Consider the following 15927-nt stretch of genomic DNA (forward strand, 5'->3'; position numbering starts at 1 on the left):
CTTCTTCCTTCACTCGCAGAGCGATCTGGATGCAGCAAAAACACACGGAACGCATCGACATCTCCGTCGATTGTGATTTTGGGGGCCAAGTGTGGCAGCCAATTCCAGCTTTGCCCCACTAGCCTGATCCCAAAGAATCAGAGCCCGGAGCCCGCCTTGTGACGGGTTGGTCCAGTGCCAGAAGGGCAGGATTGCCTGCGCGAAACCGAATATGGAACAGGCGTTTGATGATGGCCCTGGCAGTGCCCAATACTCAGTGCGAGTATACAAACGGCCGGCGATGCACGTGGGTCGTCGGCGTCACGCCGCGCACCAACCATATAGCGAACGGTCGTCAAAACCTGCTCATCGATATCAGCTCCGATACACGGGAGTTCCAATGGGTTTGATCCGATCATTGTGAAAATCCCGTGCAATGTGTTGGGATGGTGCTACAGGTAGGAATCGGGCGCTTCCTGTTACGAGACAGCCGTCTTACCGATCAAGCCTGCCGCATAAGCAAGCAGTCGGTCTCTGGCCTTCCGAGGTTTGCAATAGCCATAGCACGCGTCGTAGAGGATCGAGAGCGGCACTAGAGCCGTCAGTAGCTCCGGCACCCTCGCTTCCGCTGGAAACTCTTTGCTGATCGATATGTAGTTCTCGGGATCGTCCTCAATTTCGGTGTAACGACTCAGGCACTCGAATGCGCCGGTCCGCCGAGACATACCTTCCGCCTCCCCAGTGGCAGTGTTGGCCACCAAACCGGGAATATCGAGCAAGCGTTCAACCAGCCGGCGATGATCGGCAAACAGGTCGAGCAATGCCAATCGTTCTCGCCGGCCCCACACCGAAAACTGAATCGTCAGATGCGAATTGGCGCGAATAGGCTCTCGGCGCGGAAAGGCTTGTGGATACCCTCGGCAAAACATCAAGCTCAATTCGACGCCGCACGCATCAGGCCCTGATGGATTAGCCGGCCTGGGAACAGGACTCCCAGTCTTCACAAAATAATCATCTGGCGGACGCAGCCTGTATTCTCCCATCACGACAACTGGCGCCGTGGACATTAAAAGTTCGCGTGTTGACTCTTTGAGCAGCCTGGCGGGAATCTGAGGCTTTGCTGCGGCCAGCAGGTTGTCACCCACATCGGCCATGCCGCTCCACAGTTGAAAATTCTCCATATGGCCATCGTTTTGACTATCCGAAGTGCATTTGGACGCAGTGCCCGAAAGGGCTGCAGATTGTTGCTCAAGCGTTGATGCACGAGACTCCAATTGACTCAATATCGATGCTAGCAATCAAATCCCCCTGAAGAAAGTTGCAAATGGAGCGAACATAACCATCACCCACCCTGAGTCACCTTGGCTATGCAGATCACGTTGACTGCCATCCTATGACCCCTTTGCCTCTTACCTCGATACCGGGAGGTGTGGACCAGGATGTAGGCAGTGTAGGCAGACTCAGGGTTGTGGGGCAGCATTGGCTAGGGTTGTATTCTTTTTTAAAAGATTACAAAAAAAGCCTACACTGCCTACACTAACCTTGGTTCCCCTCCCCCTTCCTCGGAAAAGGGCAGACAAAGGTCAACAACTGATCATCTTCAGACTGAAGACAAGTACGTCGCTTTTCGTTCGCTCTTCACTCGCCCCACGCCAGATTTTCGTTCACCCTTGTGTTTCCAGTGTTCGCCTCCATATAGAAAGATCGTGTCTTCATCTGCTTACAGATACGTGAATCAATGGAGGCTTCTTTTGAGCATTTCAAAACAGCTCAAAAAGCCCTCACTTTCTCGTGCTGTCTTGAAGATGGCGACACGGAATTGCCTAGCTTTCTTCAACCAGCGCAAAGAACTACAACAACCTTTAATCAACAAAGAATAATAATGGATGTTGGCGTCTTGCATTCGATCCCAAAGGACCATGTAATGATCGACCTGCACCCTTCCTCCGACAACGGCAACCTCAATAACAATGGTGCCTCAGACACGGCAATCCGAGATTCCGCCTTTGCATTAAAGGCATCCGAATTTCACGGCCATCGAGCCATCAAGGTATGGATGGTTGTCATGCTTAGCATGGGCTATCGCCCGACTTCCGGCGTCCGGGAAGAAATTCTTCAAGAAAAACGCCTCAAAAACGAATTTCATCAAAGAATCCGCTTCATCCGCGCAAATCTGACAGCCGAACGGAATTTGCCAGCACCGAGCGTTCTATATTTCAACACTCATCCTTCGTCTGCCCTGCTTCCCGACACCCAAGACAAATACGTGGATGTGGTGAGTGCCTTGCAAGCCCTGCGCCGCCAATTTGGCCCTCTGCCGCAACCCGTTGACGAATTGGAACTTGCTGCTGCCGGCCTGCCGATCCCTCGCGATTGGGTCGATAGTGTCGAAGAAGCAGGTGCTGATCCAGGTAAAAGCAGACAACCCAGGGAAGATAAATCGGGTTCGCCGCGCGTGGAGGGCAGCGCCGTCAAGTTCATCCGTGCCCTTGTCGAACTGCATCACGGCGTGCCCGATCACAGCTCGGTTGCCAAGTTTGCAAATGACATCTTGGCCGAATTCGAGAAAGTAGGCATTGCCATCGACATGAAGGAATATGCCATCGAGACGCAGTTGAGGGACGCCTTCGGCTTGCCAAGAAAGCGCATTCGTTGAGTTTGTCAAGCGAATTCGCCCGAATTCGTTTCTGAAAAAGCTTCTCCTTTGAAACAGTCGCGGCTCCAGCACCTTCGCTGGCTGCCACTGTTCAAAGGAGATTCTTGATGGCACCGCCCCTTCCCCCGACATCGCCGCACGCGCTATCCTCTTCTCAAGTCTTGCTTCGCGCTCTGTCGCCTGCGCAAGCACTGCCGCACAACACCGCACCTTTCGAGGCGTGCCCTCATCCCACGGCATCACGCGATGAGCGGGCCGTGGACCTCGTGATTGCCGCGAAATCGCTGGCGCTAATGCGCCGCCCCAAGGTTTTGGCCCTCACCGGTTGGAGCAAGTCCACCCTCGCAAATCGCGTGGATGCCGGTGACTTTCCCGCCCCAGTGCCCACCGGCCCGCGCACCGTCGCGTGGGTGGAAGCCGAGGTCGCGGCCTGGCTCGAAGCCCGCATTAGCGAGCGCAACGCGCGTCTCGAAAAGCAGAAGGCCTTCGACCAGAATACTCAGAGCATGCGAGGTGCACAAGCATGAGCCGAGCATCCCGCATCAAGGCGCTGCGCGACCCCGAGGTCAAGGGCATGCGCGGCCGATTCAAGCAGTTCCTCCACGGCAAGGCGTCAGCGCATTTCCTATCCTTCCAAAAGGGCGAATTCGGGATTGGACAGACCTACTACGGTCGCCTGAACGATGAGTTCGATGAGCGCATCATCGAGGCCAGCGCCGATGGCTTGAGCGTTTGCATGGCCGTCAACAGCAGTCGCGAGGGCAAGCGCATCAAGTCCAACTTTTTCAAGGTCAACGCCGTTTTCATCGACAAGGACAAGGGCGAACTGACGAAGAAGGATCTGCTCGCTCTGCCGGTGAAACCGCACATGATCGTGCGTAGCTCGAAGAACAAGCTCCACGCTTACTGGCTGATTGACGATTGCCCCATCTGGGCCTTTTCCCCGGTGCAGAAGGCGCTCGCCCAACTCTTCGGCACCGACCCCAGCGTGAGCGACATCGGCCGCCTCATGCGTATGCCGGGAACCTTCAACACGAAGTACCCGGACGCGGAGCCGGTGAAGATCGTGTACATAGCGAAGAATCCCAAACCGCTGAAGCTGCGCAAGCTCATCGACGGCTTGGGACTGACGCTGGATGCCGCGATCTTGACGCGGCTGCGCGCGGAAAACAAGGATGCGCCCATCGACAACGCTTCGCCTGCCGCACCCACTATCTCGTTGGCACCGCCGCCCGATGCCGCCATCCAGCGCAAGCTGGAACGCGAACGCATCATCGCCGCACTGGCCGCGATCCCCGCCGACGATCGGAATATCTGGATGCGCGTGGGCATGGCCTTGCACGGCTGGGACGCTTCGGAGTCCGGCTTCTCGCTCTGGGACGATTGGTCGCGCAAGTCGTCCAAGCACGATCCTGAAACCCAGCGCAGCACGTGGGACGGCTTCAAGCCAGGCGGCGGCGTTACGCTGGGCACGCTGTTCTACGTGGCGAAGCTGGAACAGGGAGACGCAGCCAACACGAAGCGCAGTTTCGACGAATCGTCGCTGGCCGAACAGTTCTGCCAACTGTACCGCGACACGCTGCGCTATGACCCCAAGACCAATCAGTGGTACGAGTTCGATGGCACGATCTGGGCACCCGCTGCGCACCGCCCGCAGATGGCCGCGCGGGAAATGGTGGCGACCTTGAACCTGGCGCGCGGTGGCGGTTTCGCCGAGGGGTTGCGCGGCTTTCGCAGCGCGTCGAGCCTGAAAGCCATCGCGAACCATGCGCAGTTGCTGCCAGACATGCACATCGATGCCAGCGCCTTCAACAGCAACCCTAACCTCCTGGCCGTCAAGGAAGGCGTGATCGACCTGCTCAACGGTGAATGGCGTCCGGCCACGCCCGCCGATGGCCTGTTGTTCCGCGTTCCTGTCGCCTATGACCCTGGCGCCAAATGCCCAACGTGGGACCGCTTCATCCAAGGGGTGGTTCGCGATGACCAAGAGTTCGGACGGTATGTGCAGCGCGTCTTGGGCTACTCGCTGTTCGGCCATGCGAAGGAGCAGAAGTTCTTCTTGGTGATCGGTCCGGGCGGCAATGGCAAGGGGGTGCTGATGCGCACGATCAAGGCCGTGCTGGACCAGTACGCACACGCGATCGCACCGAACGTGCTGACGCGGGCGTATTCGAGCAGCCCCCATTCGCCGAGCCCGGCACTCACGCCGCTGCAACGGGCGCGTTTCGTGGTTTGCACGGAACTGTCGAAGGACAGTTTGGACGAGGCCTTCGTGAAGCAGTTCGCAGGCGGCGACCCGCTATCGGCCCGCCCGACCTACGGCGAGCAGGTGACCTTCACGCCACCGGGCAAACTGTGGTTGTCAACGAACGCGATGCCCGAGATCGAGGCCCGCGATCTGGCGATGTGGCGCCGTCTGGTGCCGCTGCCGTTCACGGCCAACTTCCGAGGCAAGAAGGCCGATCCTGATCTGGAAGCCAAGCTCGGGAAAGAGCACGCGGGCATCCTGATGTGGCTGCTGCGCGGAGCAGTTGCCTATGCCCGCGACGGCCTGGGCGCCTGCGAGGCAGTGAGCGACTGCCGCAAGGCCCTGATGGCGAGCGCCGATTCAGTGCAGGCGTGGATCACCGAGTGCTGCCGGCTCGATGCTGATGGCCGCGTTGCCGCCAGCGACGCCTACGACAGCTACGCCCGCTACACGCGCGGAGCCAAGCGCAAACCCCTGTCGAACAAGGAGTTTCCGCAGCGTATGGAAAAGAAAGGTTTCGTGCACAAGCGCCGCAGCAGCGGCAGCTTCTTCGAAGGCCTGCGCCTCGTGACTCCAGCTCCGGGCCGAAGCAACGGCTAGGGCCTGCCGGGCATGCTCCTGCCCGGGTTGGTGCAATGCCAACCAGTGCGGCGGCCGGCCCGGCTCGGCCCATCCCACCATCATCATCATCATGGCCCATCGGTAGACGGCGCAACGGCCTGCGCGACCCTTTACCTGCCACAGATCTTGCGGCTGATTCTTCGACGCTCTTTTCGAATGCACTTCATGGGAAGCAAGACGCCGATTGGCGCTCACGCCATTGTCAATTTTTGAACTCGACGCCGATATAGCCCGCGCCCAGCGGAGGAAGAACTCTCCCCGCAGTCTCTAGCGAAGTCGCCCAACTCCCTGGGGAACGTCGGGATGTATTGTGGAACGACAGCGTTCTCGGTCATAGCAAGTACCCCTTCGCTCTAACGCCCACTCGCTGGGCGCTTTCCCGGATTCCGAGGCAACTTTCTCAACGCTATGGTCCTTCGCCGCGCTAGGATCAACGATGAAAAATCGGAGCATTCTGATGCGCCCCGCAGGGGCACGAAGATCTCGGGTGTCTTTCACTCGATCGCCCCCAATAGAGGACCTGAATGACAATTTCATTTAAACGCGGCGGCTCAGGCGGATTTCCTTCCCCACGAAACTCTGCGTTGCTGAGGCTTGACAACTGGGACGATTACAACTTTAAAACACTATTCTCCCTATCCGTTATGGACGAGAACGGCGTTCTTCATAATGTTGGAAATCTCAAAATTGGATTTTTTGGTCAAGGCGAAACAAGAACCTCCGACTATATAGAAGCACTATTCCACGAGTTGCCCGACACTTTCTTCTCATTGGGACAGGATCCGGAATATTATAAGAACCTCCGCAATCTCAGCGAAGAAACGCGGAACACCTTGCTACGGGCGTTAAGGGACGTAATTTTCAGCCCAGAGTTACTTAAAAGGGCTGAATCTGAGAAGGTATTCTCAACATCTCTTACCAGAAATATCAGCAAAGCTGCAATTTCCGGTCAGTTCCGACGAGTACTCAGCGGCGGTGCGGTTCTCACGCCCTTCAATTTCTCCTATCGACATAGTGGCAACGAACGCACCTCAGCCTACGATTTGGAATTTGAAGTTTCCCCGGACTCGAAGCCATCAACAAACATTCATGTGTTGATCGGTAGAAACGGCATTGGAAAAACTACACTCCTAAACAACATGGCTTCATCCATCATCGCTGGAGGCATAGAGCCTGAAAAGTACGGGCAATTTTTCTCCAAAGCTTGGCATGGCGAGAATCCAATTGCGGAGGACTATTTCGGAGGAGTGGCGTCGGTTTCTTTTAGTGCATTTGACCCTTTTGTACCTCTACCAGAACAGAGAGATCGAGAAAAAGGAGTGACCAATTTTTACATTGGCCTCAAGAAAGTTGAAGTAGCCGGGACTGAGCGTAAAGCGTCCCCCAAATCGCCTAAAGAACTTGAAGAAGATTTCATTGAAAGCCTTAATGCCTGTTTCTCGCTGACCTCCAAGCGGGATCGATGGTTTGCTGCAATTAAGAAATTGGAGTCCGATGAGAACTTCGAAGCCATGGACCTCGGGCGTCTTGTTGAGGTAGACACGCAAATAGCCTTAGGTTATGCCAGGACGCTCTTCAAAAAAATGAGTTCTGGCCACATGATTGTCTTACTGACAATTACCAAACTTATCGAGACGGTTGAGGAGAAAACACTGGTTCTGATGGATGAACCAGAAAGTCACCTTCACCCCCCACTACTTTCTGCATTTGTTCGGGCTCTTTCAGAGCTTCTTTCAAATCGCAATGGAGTGGCAATAATTGCCACACATTCGCCAGTTGTCGTACAAGAGGTTCCAAAATCCTGCGTATGGAAATTGCTTCGAGTTCACGTCGAGGGTAGCTCATTTCGGCCCGAAGAAGAGACTTTTGGCGAAAATGTGGGCACATTAACACGGGAAATATTTGGCCTCGAAGTTTCAAAGTCAGGATTTCACGACGTGTTAAGTCGCGCAGTATTAGACGGTAAAAATTTCAAGGAAATTTACTTAGAGTACAACGGCCAACTGGGGTTCGAGGCGCAAGCAATTCTCCGAGGACTTATTGCAGAGCGCAACGCAATTCGCAAGCATCAATCGTGAGAGTTCTTTCCGTCCCAAATATAGATGCCATGCTCGTCTTCGATGCATGCGTGGCCAGCACTGGAACACCAGCCATTCAACAACGTTTGATCGCTGCGCGATCAACTTTGGAGCAAGGATATGGCTACTACGTTGAGCTAGCTCAAACCAATAGCCTCTACTCAATTCACCCAACGGAACTCGAAAACGACGAACCCGCAGTTCTTCAAGTGACCGTAAAAGACTTGAAAAACCTTTACTCGCAGCAACTCTCGGTGAAAGGAAGACCCCCTCGTAGTTACTACGACAAGATTTTGGCTTTGGCCCCGCGAGGAAAATGTCCTTTTTGCGGATTCGGCCATGCATCAACCTTAGATCATGTTCTATCGAAGTCAAAATTTCCCTGGTTTTCAGTTCTACCAGTAAACTTGGTTCCCGCATGCAAGGATTGCAATCACGGAAAAGGAAATAAGGTAGCGATCTTAGAGTCAGAGCAAATACTTCATCCGTATTTTGAGAATGCGGTCATCGGACAGCAGCAATGGCTCTTCGCTACCATTCAGCCAACCTCCCCCGCGTCGGCAGTTTTTTTCCCTAGCCCCCCTGCCGATTGGGACGCAGCTTTGAAAACCCGAGTGAGTCGGCATTTCGAAGAGTTCGAGCTGGCACGACGCTTTTCTGTTGAGGCAGCAACTGAGATTGCAGGCCTTGTTCCAATGCTGTCTCGTTTAGCGTCAAAGGCGGGTAAGGAGGGTGTGAAATCTCAGTTGGAACTGATGTCGAGTTCGTCTATGGAAATCGAGCCGAACTCATGGAGGTCCGCACTGCTTCAGGCTTTGGCGGGCAATGAGTGGTATTGGAGGGGGGGCTTTGAGCCAGCTCGTTGAGCAGCGAGCGCGTTAGGGCGCAAGGCGTGGTGAGTCTCGGGGATCGACCTATGAGCCAGCTTCGCACTCGCGGCCAACACGTTGATCCGGCCGCCCACATGGGGGGTGGTTGAGGCTGTGCTCAGGGCAGACGCTCAAAAGACAGCTTTCAGAGGCACCTACCGAAGGGCCATCGTTGCTCGCGCTGCAAGCTCACCGCCAGCGTCAGATGCGCGGTCTGGTCACCACCAGCAGGCCGGCTGCGCAGCCGGATGGTTAGGTGCAAGGCCCCCGCCCCCAATGCTTGGCCGAGGCTGCGCCCTAGGCCGCGCACGGCCCTCACGGTAAGCTGGTATTCCGATGGAGCCCACAGCACGATGACCGCACCTAGCGCCTGCTCCAGCCAGACCCCGCGGTGCCTGAACTCCTCCAGCACCTGCACCATCGCCGCCTCCAACTGTGTGGGCGCGTCCAGCGGCTGCGTGAAAAGCTCCAGCTGCACTTGGCCGAAGTCGAGCGCTTCCGCGATATCCGCGTGATCCCAAGCCGCCTCCAGAATAGACATACCCTCCAGCACCGAGCGCTGCAGCGCCACATAGAACCACTGCAGGGGTTGCAGTTCGGCGGCGTCGGTCGGGTCAGCGATGTCGATGCGTGCGTCAATCGATTCCCAGAGGATGCCAAGCATCGAATCTCGATCTGGTGGCGGCCGGTTGTGGGGCCCCAGCACGATGCCGATGACGTGACCTTGCTGATCCCACATGCGCCAGATCAGGTGCATGGCCGCTTCAATCTCGGCGGGCGTCATGTCCGAATCGAAGGCCAGACAGAGAATGCACGCGTCTTTGAGGTCAACTTGTTCGCGGAACTCAGCCGTGCCGTCGACGCCAATCTCGATGCTGGTCGGTTGCTGACTCAGAAGATCGGCCAGCGGCGTGTGTGCTGGCGCATCGACTCGGGCGTGAAACTGATGGACGAAGCGGCGGCCCGAAGCGCCAATGCCGATGAGGCGGACAGCGGCGCTCGGCTCGCCATCGATGGGGGTGTGCAGAATGCTCATGGAGTAGCCCGTGACGCCGCACGCTGGTGGCGGCGTTGAATGAAGAGGAAAGGAAAGAGGAAAAGCAAAAGCGCCGCACCAGCCTTTCAGCCAGTGCGGCGCCTTGCGCGTTTCGATTGCGCGTTGTGCGCGTGTGTGGGGACTAGATCAGCATTGGCTGTCCAAGCTCTCGGCCGTGAAGTTCCGGCCTTCGGTGCGCGTTAGCTCGCGCAGGCACACCGGCGTCCTGCTACTGATAGCCCGGTCGAGCATGGCGTAGTCCATGCGCCGCATCAAGGAGGCCTGCATCCAGACCGTGTTGCCCTTGCCGGTGTGCAGGCACACCGCCTCTTCGCCGCAGGGCTCGTACTTGGTGATCAGCGACATGAGGTTTTCAGGACCAGTGCTTGGGTTAGATGGCTTGGCCGGAACCACGGTTGCTTGAGTCGATGCGGTGTCAGCCCCGCGCTGAGGATTGCCAGCTGCAATCATGTCCGCCGCTTTCTGCAGCTTGGCCTGCTCTGCCTGTTCGGCTGCTGTGGGAGCCGCAATCGGTGGAGCGGCAACAGGTTGAGTAGCCGTCGACCCGGTGGCGGAGGTAGTGGGCTGCGCGCCAGCCGAGGGCGCTGCAAGCTGCCCGTACTGCATCGACGACGGGATGGCCTTGCCGTGGGCCCGCAGGACACTGCGCATGTGTTCGTCAAAGGCCAGAGCGTTGGATGCGACTTTCAGATACGGCGTCGTGGTCGCGGTGCTGTAGCTGACTGACGTGCTGAAGGTATTCGCCCCCTCGTCCTTGACGATCTTGTACGCAACCGATAGCCGCAATGGCGCTTCACTGACCTTGTCGCCGGTCACGACACGTATCACCGTGGCGTCCGTCTGATATTGCTGCGATCTGTCGATGTTCCAGTAAAGCTCTGGGGGTATGCCGTACTTGAGGGCCGAGCCCAGCGGGTTGCCCATCCAGTCCATAAAGAAGTTCATTTTCTGAACCACGGCGGGCTTGAATGCGAGCGTCAGGTGTACCTCGCACGAGCGCCGCTTGATCGATTCGTCGTAGGACGTCACGACGGGCGTTCCGGCCTCAAGAGACACGGTATCCGCTGTCTTGAACTTGTAGCTGCCAAGGTCTTCGTCGTGCCCCTTGGCGACCATTCTCAGCACAGACTCGATGCGCTGCGGGTCGTTGCACGGCGGGGCGTCGGGGCCGCAGCCGACAAGCAATGCCGCCCCGGAAAGGGCCGCTGCTACAGCAAGCAATTTCCGAAGGACTGGGGAGGGAATCTTGTAAGACATGGTTGGTTCTCCTACTTCCTCGTTGATAAAAATGGTTTTGTTTATGTGGAGTATATGCATCGTTTTTAGATGCATTTGATCCGTGGATATGAATGCCTCAAGCATCGACGATCCAACGGATGACGACAGCTGACGGCAACATCGAGACAACACGTCGCCCTGCCCGGTCGAGCAAGACGCCGAAGGCCGCGAGCACTTCCCGTGAGGCCAATTCGGTGTCCATCGCGTTGGGCCAGTCACTGAAGGCTTTGCGCATAGCCCGCGATCTCTCGCAGGAGCAACTCGCGGGCGAGGCTGAGGTGGATCGCACACTGCTCAGCCGTATCGAACGAGGCGTGTCGAATCCTTCGCTCCTGACGCTTTCAGTCATCTGTTACTGCTTGAAGATCACCCTTTCCGAACTGCTCGAGCCGGTCAAGAAGAACGTCAAGCCGAGTTGGGCTGATCCGAAGGCGCCTGTGAGGCGAAAGAACGGCGCCACACCGCCTCGCGTCGCTAGGAAGTCGCGACTGCGTTAGACAGAGTCATTGCGGCGCGACGCTCAGTACTCTTCGGGCAGCAGCAACGTTGTGACGCTACGATCTGCTTCGGTGATCAGCCAGATTCGGTTGTCGTGATCGTCAGCGTCCCGTGATGGCGGCACCGGTGCTGCACCTTTTTCGTCCGCCGCTTGTAGCGGCAATCGGTAGACCGAGAGCACACGCAAGCCATGCTCAAGCGCGTCTTCGTTGGTGACGACATCTTCGGGGTCTATCTCTCCCCAGTCGCCGGTGACATGCCTGGCCAACAGAGCAAACGGGTTGCTGTTGGTGATGTGCAGGAGCGCCAGCGCACCTGGTGTTGCGAGAACGCGGCCCAGCGCAAAGCGCGGCGCACTGTCGGGCTTGACGTAGCCAGAGAGAAGGTTCTTCATGGTGGTTTGCTCAAAGTGAAACGCCCATGCGGCGGCGCGCCTAGACCCAGAAGGGCAAGGCGCACTGACGGAGAGCGAAGGGGTTGATGGAAAGAAAAACAGCCGCAGCGGCTACCGGGTGGTCCGGCTCCTACTGCGGCTGCTTGCTGCAAGCGGCGGGCGCTTGCATACGGGCATGGTCTCGCCTAGCTTGCGCCCAGCAGGTTTTTACCCGTGGGTAGATTGTAGCACAAAAACAACAAAATCAGGCGCACCGCCGGCTCCCGCAACGGACCGGAAAAACCCCGTTTTGGCGGTTTTTTGGAGCCCCGCACAGGGGTGCCCGCGCGCCTACCCACACAGCGCCTTGGTGGGCTCACCGCCAGCCTTTGCTGGGCAACCAAGCTGCTTGCCCAGCAAAGGCCACTGCCTTCCATTGGCGTCCAACGGCCAAAACATGGGCAAAACCATGGCATGCAGCCCGCCCGCTGGGGCCACAAGCCCCACGCCCAGCAAAAAGCCCCTATGGCAAGGGCTGCTACAGGGGCTTGAGTTTGGCGGAGAGTGTGAGATTCGAACTCACGGACGGTTACCCGTCGGCAGTTTTCAAGACTGCTGGTTTAAACCACTCACCCAACTCTCCGGAACCAGCGATTTTATGCCGACGGCGGCGCCCTACTCCTCGTCGGGCAGGAACATCGCCTGCAGGTCGCTCAGGAAGTCGAGCCCGCGCTCGGTCGGCCATACGCGGAACAGGTCGCGTGCCACGAGCCCCTTGCGCTCGGCTTCCTCGAGGCCGCGCTGGATCGACGTCATCGCCAGCCCCGTGCGTTCGCTGAACTGCGGCAGCGTGAAGCCCTGCTTCAGCCTCAGCGCATTGAGCATGAATTCGAACGGCAGGTCGGCCAGCGCCACTTCGTCGCTCTGCGACACGGCCGCGCCGGCGCGCGCGTTCTCCATGTACAGGCGCGGCTCGCGAAAGCGCACCTGCCGCACGATGCGGTGCGCGAAGCTCAGCTTGCTGTGCGCGCCCGCGCCGATGCCGAGGTAGTCGCCGAACTGCCAGTAGTTGAGATTGTGCGCGCAGTGGTGGCCTTCGCGCGCATAGGCCGAGACCTCGTAGCGCGACATGCCGCTGGCGCTGGTGCGCTCGGTGATGCGGTCGAGCATGGCGTAGGCGATGTCGTCCTCGGGCAGGGTCGGCGGGAACTTGGCGAACCAGGTGTTGGGCTCGATGGTCAGGTGATACACCGAGATGTGCGGCGGCGCGAGCGACAGGGCCTGCGAGAGGTCGGCGTCGAGGCCTTCCAGGGTCTGGCCAGGCAGCGCGTACATCAGGTCGAGGTTGAAGGTGTCGAAGGTGCTCGCGGCCTCCTCGAGGGCGGCGATGGCCTGCGCGCGGTCGTGCACTCGACCCAGTGCCTTCAGGTGCTCGTCGTTGAAGCTCTGCACGCCCACCGACAGGCGCGTGACGCCGGCCGAGCGGTACGCGCGGAAGCGGTTGCGCTCGAAGGTGCCGGGGTTGGCTTCGAGCGTGATCTCGCAGTCGGGCGCGAGCTTGAGGCGCGCGCGCATGTCGCCCAGCAGGCGGTCGATGGCCTGCGGGGAGAACAGGCTGGGCGTGCCGCCGCCGATGAAGATGGTGTGGACGGTGCGGCCCCAGATGAGCGGCAGCGCGGCATCGAGGTCTGCTACTAGCGCATCGATGTAGGCAGCCTCGGGGATGCCGTCGATGTCGGCCTCGCTGGCCGCGCGCCATTCGTGCGAATTGAAGTCGCAGTACGGGCACTTGCGCAGGCACCACGGCAGGTGGATGTACAGCGACAGCGGCGGCAGCGCGCTGAGCTGCAGCGGGCCGGGACGCATCCAGTGCAGCACGTCGTTTGCGTGCTGCGCGCCTGCGGGCTGCGCCGGCTGGATCGGGAAAGTGATTGCCATCGATCGGTCGCCGGTCAGAACCAGCGCTCGCGCATCAGCGCCAGCATGGCCTGCGCCGCGCGGCCGCGATGGCTGTTGGCGTTCTTCACATCGGGCGGCAGTTGCGCGAAGGTCTTGCCGAAGGACGGCAGGTACATGACGGGGTCGAAGCCGAAGCCGTTGTCGCCGATGGGCGCGGGCGCGATCTCGCCGACCACGCGGCCCACGGCGATGAGCGGCTCAGGGTCGTCGTGGCTGCGCAGCGCGACCAGCGTGCTCACGAGCGCGGCGCGGCGGTTGACGACGCCGTCGAGCTGCTCGAGCAGGGCCTTCACGTTGTTGGCGTCGCCCTTGGCGTAGCCGAACTGCGTGGCGTAGTAGGCGGTGTCGACGCCCGGCAGGCCGCCGAAGGCCTCGACGCACAGGCCCGCGTCGTCGGCAATGGCCGGCAGGCCGGTGGCTGCGCTGGCGTGGCGCGCCTTGGTCAGCGCGTTCTCGACGAAGGTCCGGAAGGGTTCTTCGGCCTCACTCACCCCCAGCGCCGACTGCGGCACCAGGGTGACGGCGAGCTCCGCGAACAGTTGCTGGAGTTCGGCGAGCTTGCCTGCGTTGTTGGAAGCCAGAACCAGTTTCATGAAATCGTGGGGGAATGCGTCAATTCGAGGGATCAGTTCGAGAGCAGTGCCTGCTTCTGCAGGGTCACGAGCTCGCCGATACCCTTCTCGGCCAGGCCGAGCAGGATGTTCATTTCATCGCGCGTGAAGGCCACGCCTTCGGCCGTGCCCTGCACTTCGACGAAGTGGCCGGCGCCGGTCATGACGACGTTCATGTCGGTGTCGCAGGCCGAGTCCTCGGTGTATTCGAGGTCGAGCAGCGGCGTGCCGCCGACGATGCCCACCGAGATGGCGGCCACGTGGCCCTTGATGGGCGAGGCGGCGATGGCGCCCGAGGCCAGCAGCTTGTTGACGGCGTCCTGCGCAGCGACGAAGGCGCCGGTGATGGCCGCGGTGCGCGTGCCGCCGTCGGCCTGCAGCACGTCGCAGTCGAGGTGGATGGTGCGTTCGCCGAGCGCGGCGAGGTCGAACACCGCGCGCATCGAGCGGCCGATGAGGCGCTGGATTTCCTGCGTGCGGCCCGTCTGCTTGCCCTTGGCCGCCTCGCGGCTGCTGCGGGTGTGCGTGGCGCGCGGCAGCATGCCGTATTCGGCCGTGACCCAGCCTTCGCCGCTGCCCTTCTTGTGCGGCGGCACCTTCTCTTCGACGGAGGCGGTGCACAGCACGCGGGTCTGGCCGAATTCGATGAGCACCGAGCCTTCGGCGTGGATGGTAAAGCCGCGGGTGATGCGCACCGGGCGCAGCTGGTCGGCGGCGCGGCCGCCGCTTCGTGTGAAAGCAGTCATTGTTCGAAAACCGGAAAAAGAAAAAGGGAAGGAAAGAAGGCCGCGCTCAGGTCTTGCGCGCCGCCGATCTGCGGATGGCTTCGTTGATCTCGGCGATGGAACGCTCGATGGCATCTTCGTCGAGGTCGTCGATCTCGTTGTCCGACGGCATGCCGGCCTGGATGGTCGAGGCGAAAACGCCGTCTTCGATGGTTTCGGTGGAAACGCCGCTGCGGTCGTCCGCGCTGTCGGGCATTTCCCATTCGAGCGCGATGAGCGTGACGTTGTCGCTGTGGGCGCCGCCCTTGCGCAGGGCCATCTCGGCGAGGTCGGGCGCGGCGTCGGACACAGGCTTGCCGGAGGAAAGCGTATGCACGATCAGCTCGTCGTCGAGCACGCCCCAGACGCCGTCGGAGCACAGCATGATGCGGTCGCCGCGCTGCAGCTGCAGCGGCGCCGAGACGTCGAAGAGCGGCGTGGTCGGCGAGCCGAGGCAGGTCAAAAGCAGGTTGCGGTTGACGGGCACGTCGGAGCCGTGCGGCTTCGGACGCTCGGCGTGCGAGTGGTCGCGCGTGCGCACCAGCAGGCGGCCGTCGCGCACGACGTACAGGCGCGAATCGCCGCAGTGCATCCAGGTGGCGGTGGTGCCCTGGAGCACGGCCGCGACGACGGTGGTGCGCGGCGTGTCGAGCATGGCCTTGTGGCTCGCGTAGCGCATGATCTGCTGGTGCGCGGCCATGGCCGACTCGGCCAGGAACGACTTCACGTCCTTCACCGTCGGGCGCGCCTCGCGCTGGTAGAGCGCGGCAATGGTCTGCAGCGCGAGCTGCGCCGCCACTTCGCCTTCCGGATGGCCACCCATGCCGTCGGCCAGCACGAACAACCCCGATTCCCGCGTGTAGCAATAGCCCATGCGGTCTTCGTTCTTGAGACGCCCGCCCTTGCGGCTGACCTGGAAGACGGAGAATTTCATGA

General features: G+C 59.7%; 14 protein-coding genes and 1 tRNA gene. 6 read left to right on the forward strand and 9 right to left on the reverse strand.

The window, feature by feature from the left end:
* Positions 1–458: 458 nt before the first annotated feature.
* A complete protein-coding gene (locus SFB74_RS27295) occupies positions 459–1160 on the reverse strand; it encodes a hypothetical protein (RefSeq protein WP_432727543.1) in 702 nt (233 codons plus the stop codon).
* A gap of 557 nt (positions 1161–1717) precedes the next feature.
* Here SFB74_RS27295 and SFB74_RS27300 point away from each other — a divergent pair.
* From SFB74_RS27300 to SFB74_RS27320, 5 genes are all read left to right on the forward strand, one after another.
* Positions 1718–2635, forward strand: a complete 918-nt coding sequence (locus SFB74_RS27300) for a hypothetical protein (RefSeq protein ID WP_432727544.1) — start codon at positions 1718–1720, stop codon at positions 2633–2635.
* Between the two features lie 257 nt (positions 2636–2892).
* The gene (locus SFB74_RS27305; protein ID WP_432727545.1) at positions 2893–3162 is read left to right on the forward strand and encodes a helix-turn-helix transcriptional regulator; all 270 of its coding nucleotides are present in this window, start codon (positions 2893–2895) and stop codon (positions 3160–3162) included.
* Positions 3159–5483 (forward strand): phage/plasmid primase, P4 family, encoded by a 2325-nt coding sequence (locus SFB74_RS27310; RefSeq protein WP_432727546.1) that lies wholly within the window; start codon positions 3159–3161, stop codon positions 5481–5483. Before SFB74_RS27305 ends, SFB74_RS27310 begins: the two co-directional genes overlap by 4 nt.
* Before the next feature lie 545 nt (positions 5484–6028).
* Positions 6029–7582 (forward strand): AAA family ATPase, encoded by a 1554-nt coding sequence (locus tag SFB74_RS27315; RefSeq protein WP_432727548.1) that lies wholly within the window; start codon positions 6029–6031, stop codon positions 7580–7582.
* A gap of 29 nt (positions 7583–7611) precedes the next feature.
* Positions 7612–8448: an HNH endonuclease gene (locus SFB74_RS27320; protein ID WP_432727549.1), complete on the forward strand. Its 837-nt coding sequence runs from the start codon at positions 7612–7614 to the stop codon at positions 8446–8448.
* 148 nt (positions 8449–8596) lie between these two features.
* On the opposite strand, the gene SFB74_RS27325 is transcribed toward SFB74_RS27320, so the two are convergent.
* Together SFB74_RS27325 and SFB74_RS27330 are read right to left on the reverse strand one after the other, a co-directional pair.
* The gene (locus SFB74_RS27325; protein ID WP_432727551.1) at positions 8597–9487 is read right to left on the reverse strand and encodes a hypothetical protein; all 891 of its coding nucleotides are present in this window, start codon (positions 9485–9487) and stop codon (positions 8597–8599) included.
* A 147-nt stretch (positions 9488–9634) separates the two neighbouring features.
* Entirely contained in the window at positions 9635–10765 is a 1131-nt protein-coding gene (locus tag SFB74_RS27330) for a hypothetical protein (RefSeq protein WP_432727552.1), read from the reverse strand.
* Positions 10766–10884: 119 nt separating this feature from the next.
* On the opposite strand from SFB74_RS27330, the gene SFB74_RS27335 reads away from it, so the two are divergent.
* Complete coding sequence (locus SFB74_RS27335) at positions 10885–11283, forward strand: helix-turn-helix transcriptional regulator (RefSeq protein ID WP_432727553.1); 399 nt, start codon at positions 10885–10887, stop codon at positions 11281–11283.
* Positions 11284–11306: 23 nt separating this feature from the next.
* Here the strand turns inward: SFB74_RS27335 and SFB74_RS27340 are convergent, their stop codons facing one another.
* The 6 genes from SFB74_RS27340 to SFB74_RS27365 form a co-directional block, all read right to left on the reverse strand.
* Entirely contained in the window at positions 11307–11678 is a 372-nt protein-coding gene (locus SFB74_RS27340; RefSeq protein WP_432727554.1) for a type I restriction endonuclease subunit M, read from the reverse strand.
* Between the two features lie 534 nt (positions 11679–12212).
* Positions 12213–12300 (reverse strand) — tRNA-Ser (locus tag SFB74_RS27345).
* Positions 12301–12332: 32 nt separating this feature from the next.
* The gene (gene hemW / locus SFB74_RS27350; RefSeq protein ID WP_432727556.1) at positions 12333–13595 is read right to left on the reverse strand and encodes a radical SAM family heme chaperone HemW; all 1263 of its coding nucleotides are present in this window, start codon (positions 13593–13595) and stop codon (positions 12333–12335) included.
* Between the two features lie 14 nt (positions 13596–13609).
* Positions 13610–14209 carry a non-canonical purine NTP pyrophosphatase gene (locus SFB74_RS27355; protein WP_432727557.1) on the reverse strand — a complete coding sequence of 200 codons (600 nt, stop codon included), beginning with the start codon at positions 14207–14209 and terminating at the stop codon, positions 13610–13612.
* 32 nt (positions 14210–14241) lie between these two features.
* Complete coding sequence (rph, locus tag SFB74_RS27360) at positions 14242–14973, reverse strand: ribonuclease PH (RefSeq protein ID WP_432727558.1); 732 nt, start codon at positions 14971–14973, stop codon at positions 14242–14244.
* A gap of 46 nt (positions 14974–15019) precedes the next feature.
* Complete coding sequence (locus tag SFB74_RS27365) at positions 15020–15925, reverse strand: PP2C family protein-serine/threonine phosphatase (protein WP_432727559.1); 906 nt, start codon at positions 15923–15925, stop codon at positions 15020–15022.
* Positions 15926–15927 lie beyond the last annotated feature (2 nt).

This window comes from Variovorax xiamenensis (assembly GCF_050916385.1).
GTDB lineage: Bacteria > Pseudomonadota > Gammaproteobacteria > Burkholderiales > Burkholderiaceae_C > Variovorax.

Bases quoted from the DNA above. Each gene is read 5' to 3' on its own strand.
- SFB74_RS27340 (WP_432727554.1), bottom strand. From the start codon at position 11,678: ATGAAGAACCTTCTCTCTGGCTACGTCAAGCCCGACAGTGCGCCGCGC.
- SFB74_RS27335 (WP_432727553.1), top strand. From the start codon at position 10,885: ATGACGACAGCTGACGGCAACATCGAGACAACACGTCGCCCTGCCCGG.
- SFB74_RS27365 (WP_432727559.1), bottom strand. From the start codon at position 15,925: ATGAAATTCTCCGTCTTCCAGGTCAGCCGCAAGGGCGGGCGTCTCAAG.
- SFB74_RS27300 (WP_432727544.1), top strand. From the start codon at position 1,718: ATGGAGGCTTCTTTTGAGCATTTCAAAACAGCTCAAAAAGCCCTCACT.
- SFB74_RS27295 (WP_432727543.1), bottom strand. From the start codon at position 1,160: ATGGAGAATTTTCAACTGTGGAGCGGCATGGCCGATGTGGGTGACAAC.
- SFB74_RS27355 (WP_432727557.1), bottom strand. From the start codon at position 14,209: ATGAAACTGGTTCTGGCTTCCAACAACGCAGGCAAGCTCGCCGAACTC.
- SFB74_RS27330 (WP_432727552.1), bottom strand. From the start codon at position 10,765: ATGTCTTACAAGATTCCCTCCCCAGTCCTTCGGAAATTGCTTGCTGTA.
- hemW (WP_432727556.1), bottom strand. From the start codon at position 13,595: ATGGCAATCACTTTCCCGATCCAGCCGGCGCAGCCCGCAGGCGCGCAG.
- SFB74_RS27310 (WP_432727546.1), top strand. From the start codon at position 3,159: ATGAGCCGAGCATCCCGCATCAAGGCGCTGCGCGACCCCGAGGTCAAG.
- SFB74_RS27325 (WP_432727551.1), bottom strand. From the start codon at position 9,487: ATGAGCATTCTGCACACCCCCATCGATGGCGAGCCGAGCGCCGCTGTC.
- SFB74_RS27320 (WP_432727549.1), top strand. From the start codon at position 7,612: ATGCTCGTCTTCGATGCATGCGTGGCCAGCACTGGAACACCAGCCATT.
- SFB74_RS27315 (WP_432727548.1), top strand. From the start codon at position 6,029: ATGACAATTTCATTTAAACGCGGCGGCTCAGGCGGATTTCCTTCCCCA.
- rph (WP_432727558.1), bottom strand. From the start codon at position 14,973: ATGACTGCTTTCACACGAAGCGGCGGCCGCGCCGCCGACCAGCTGCGC.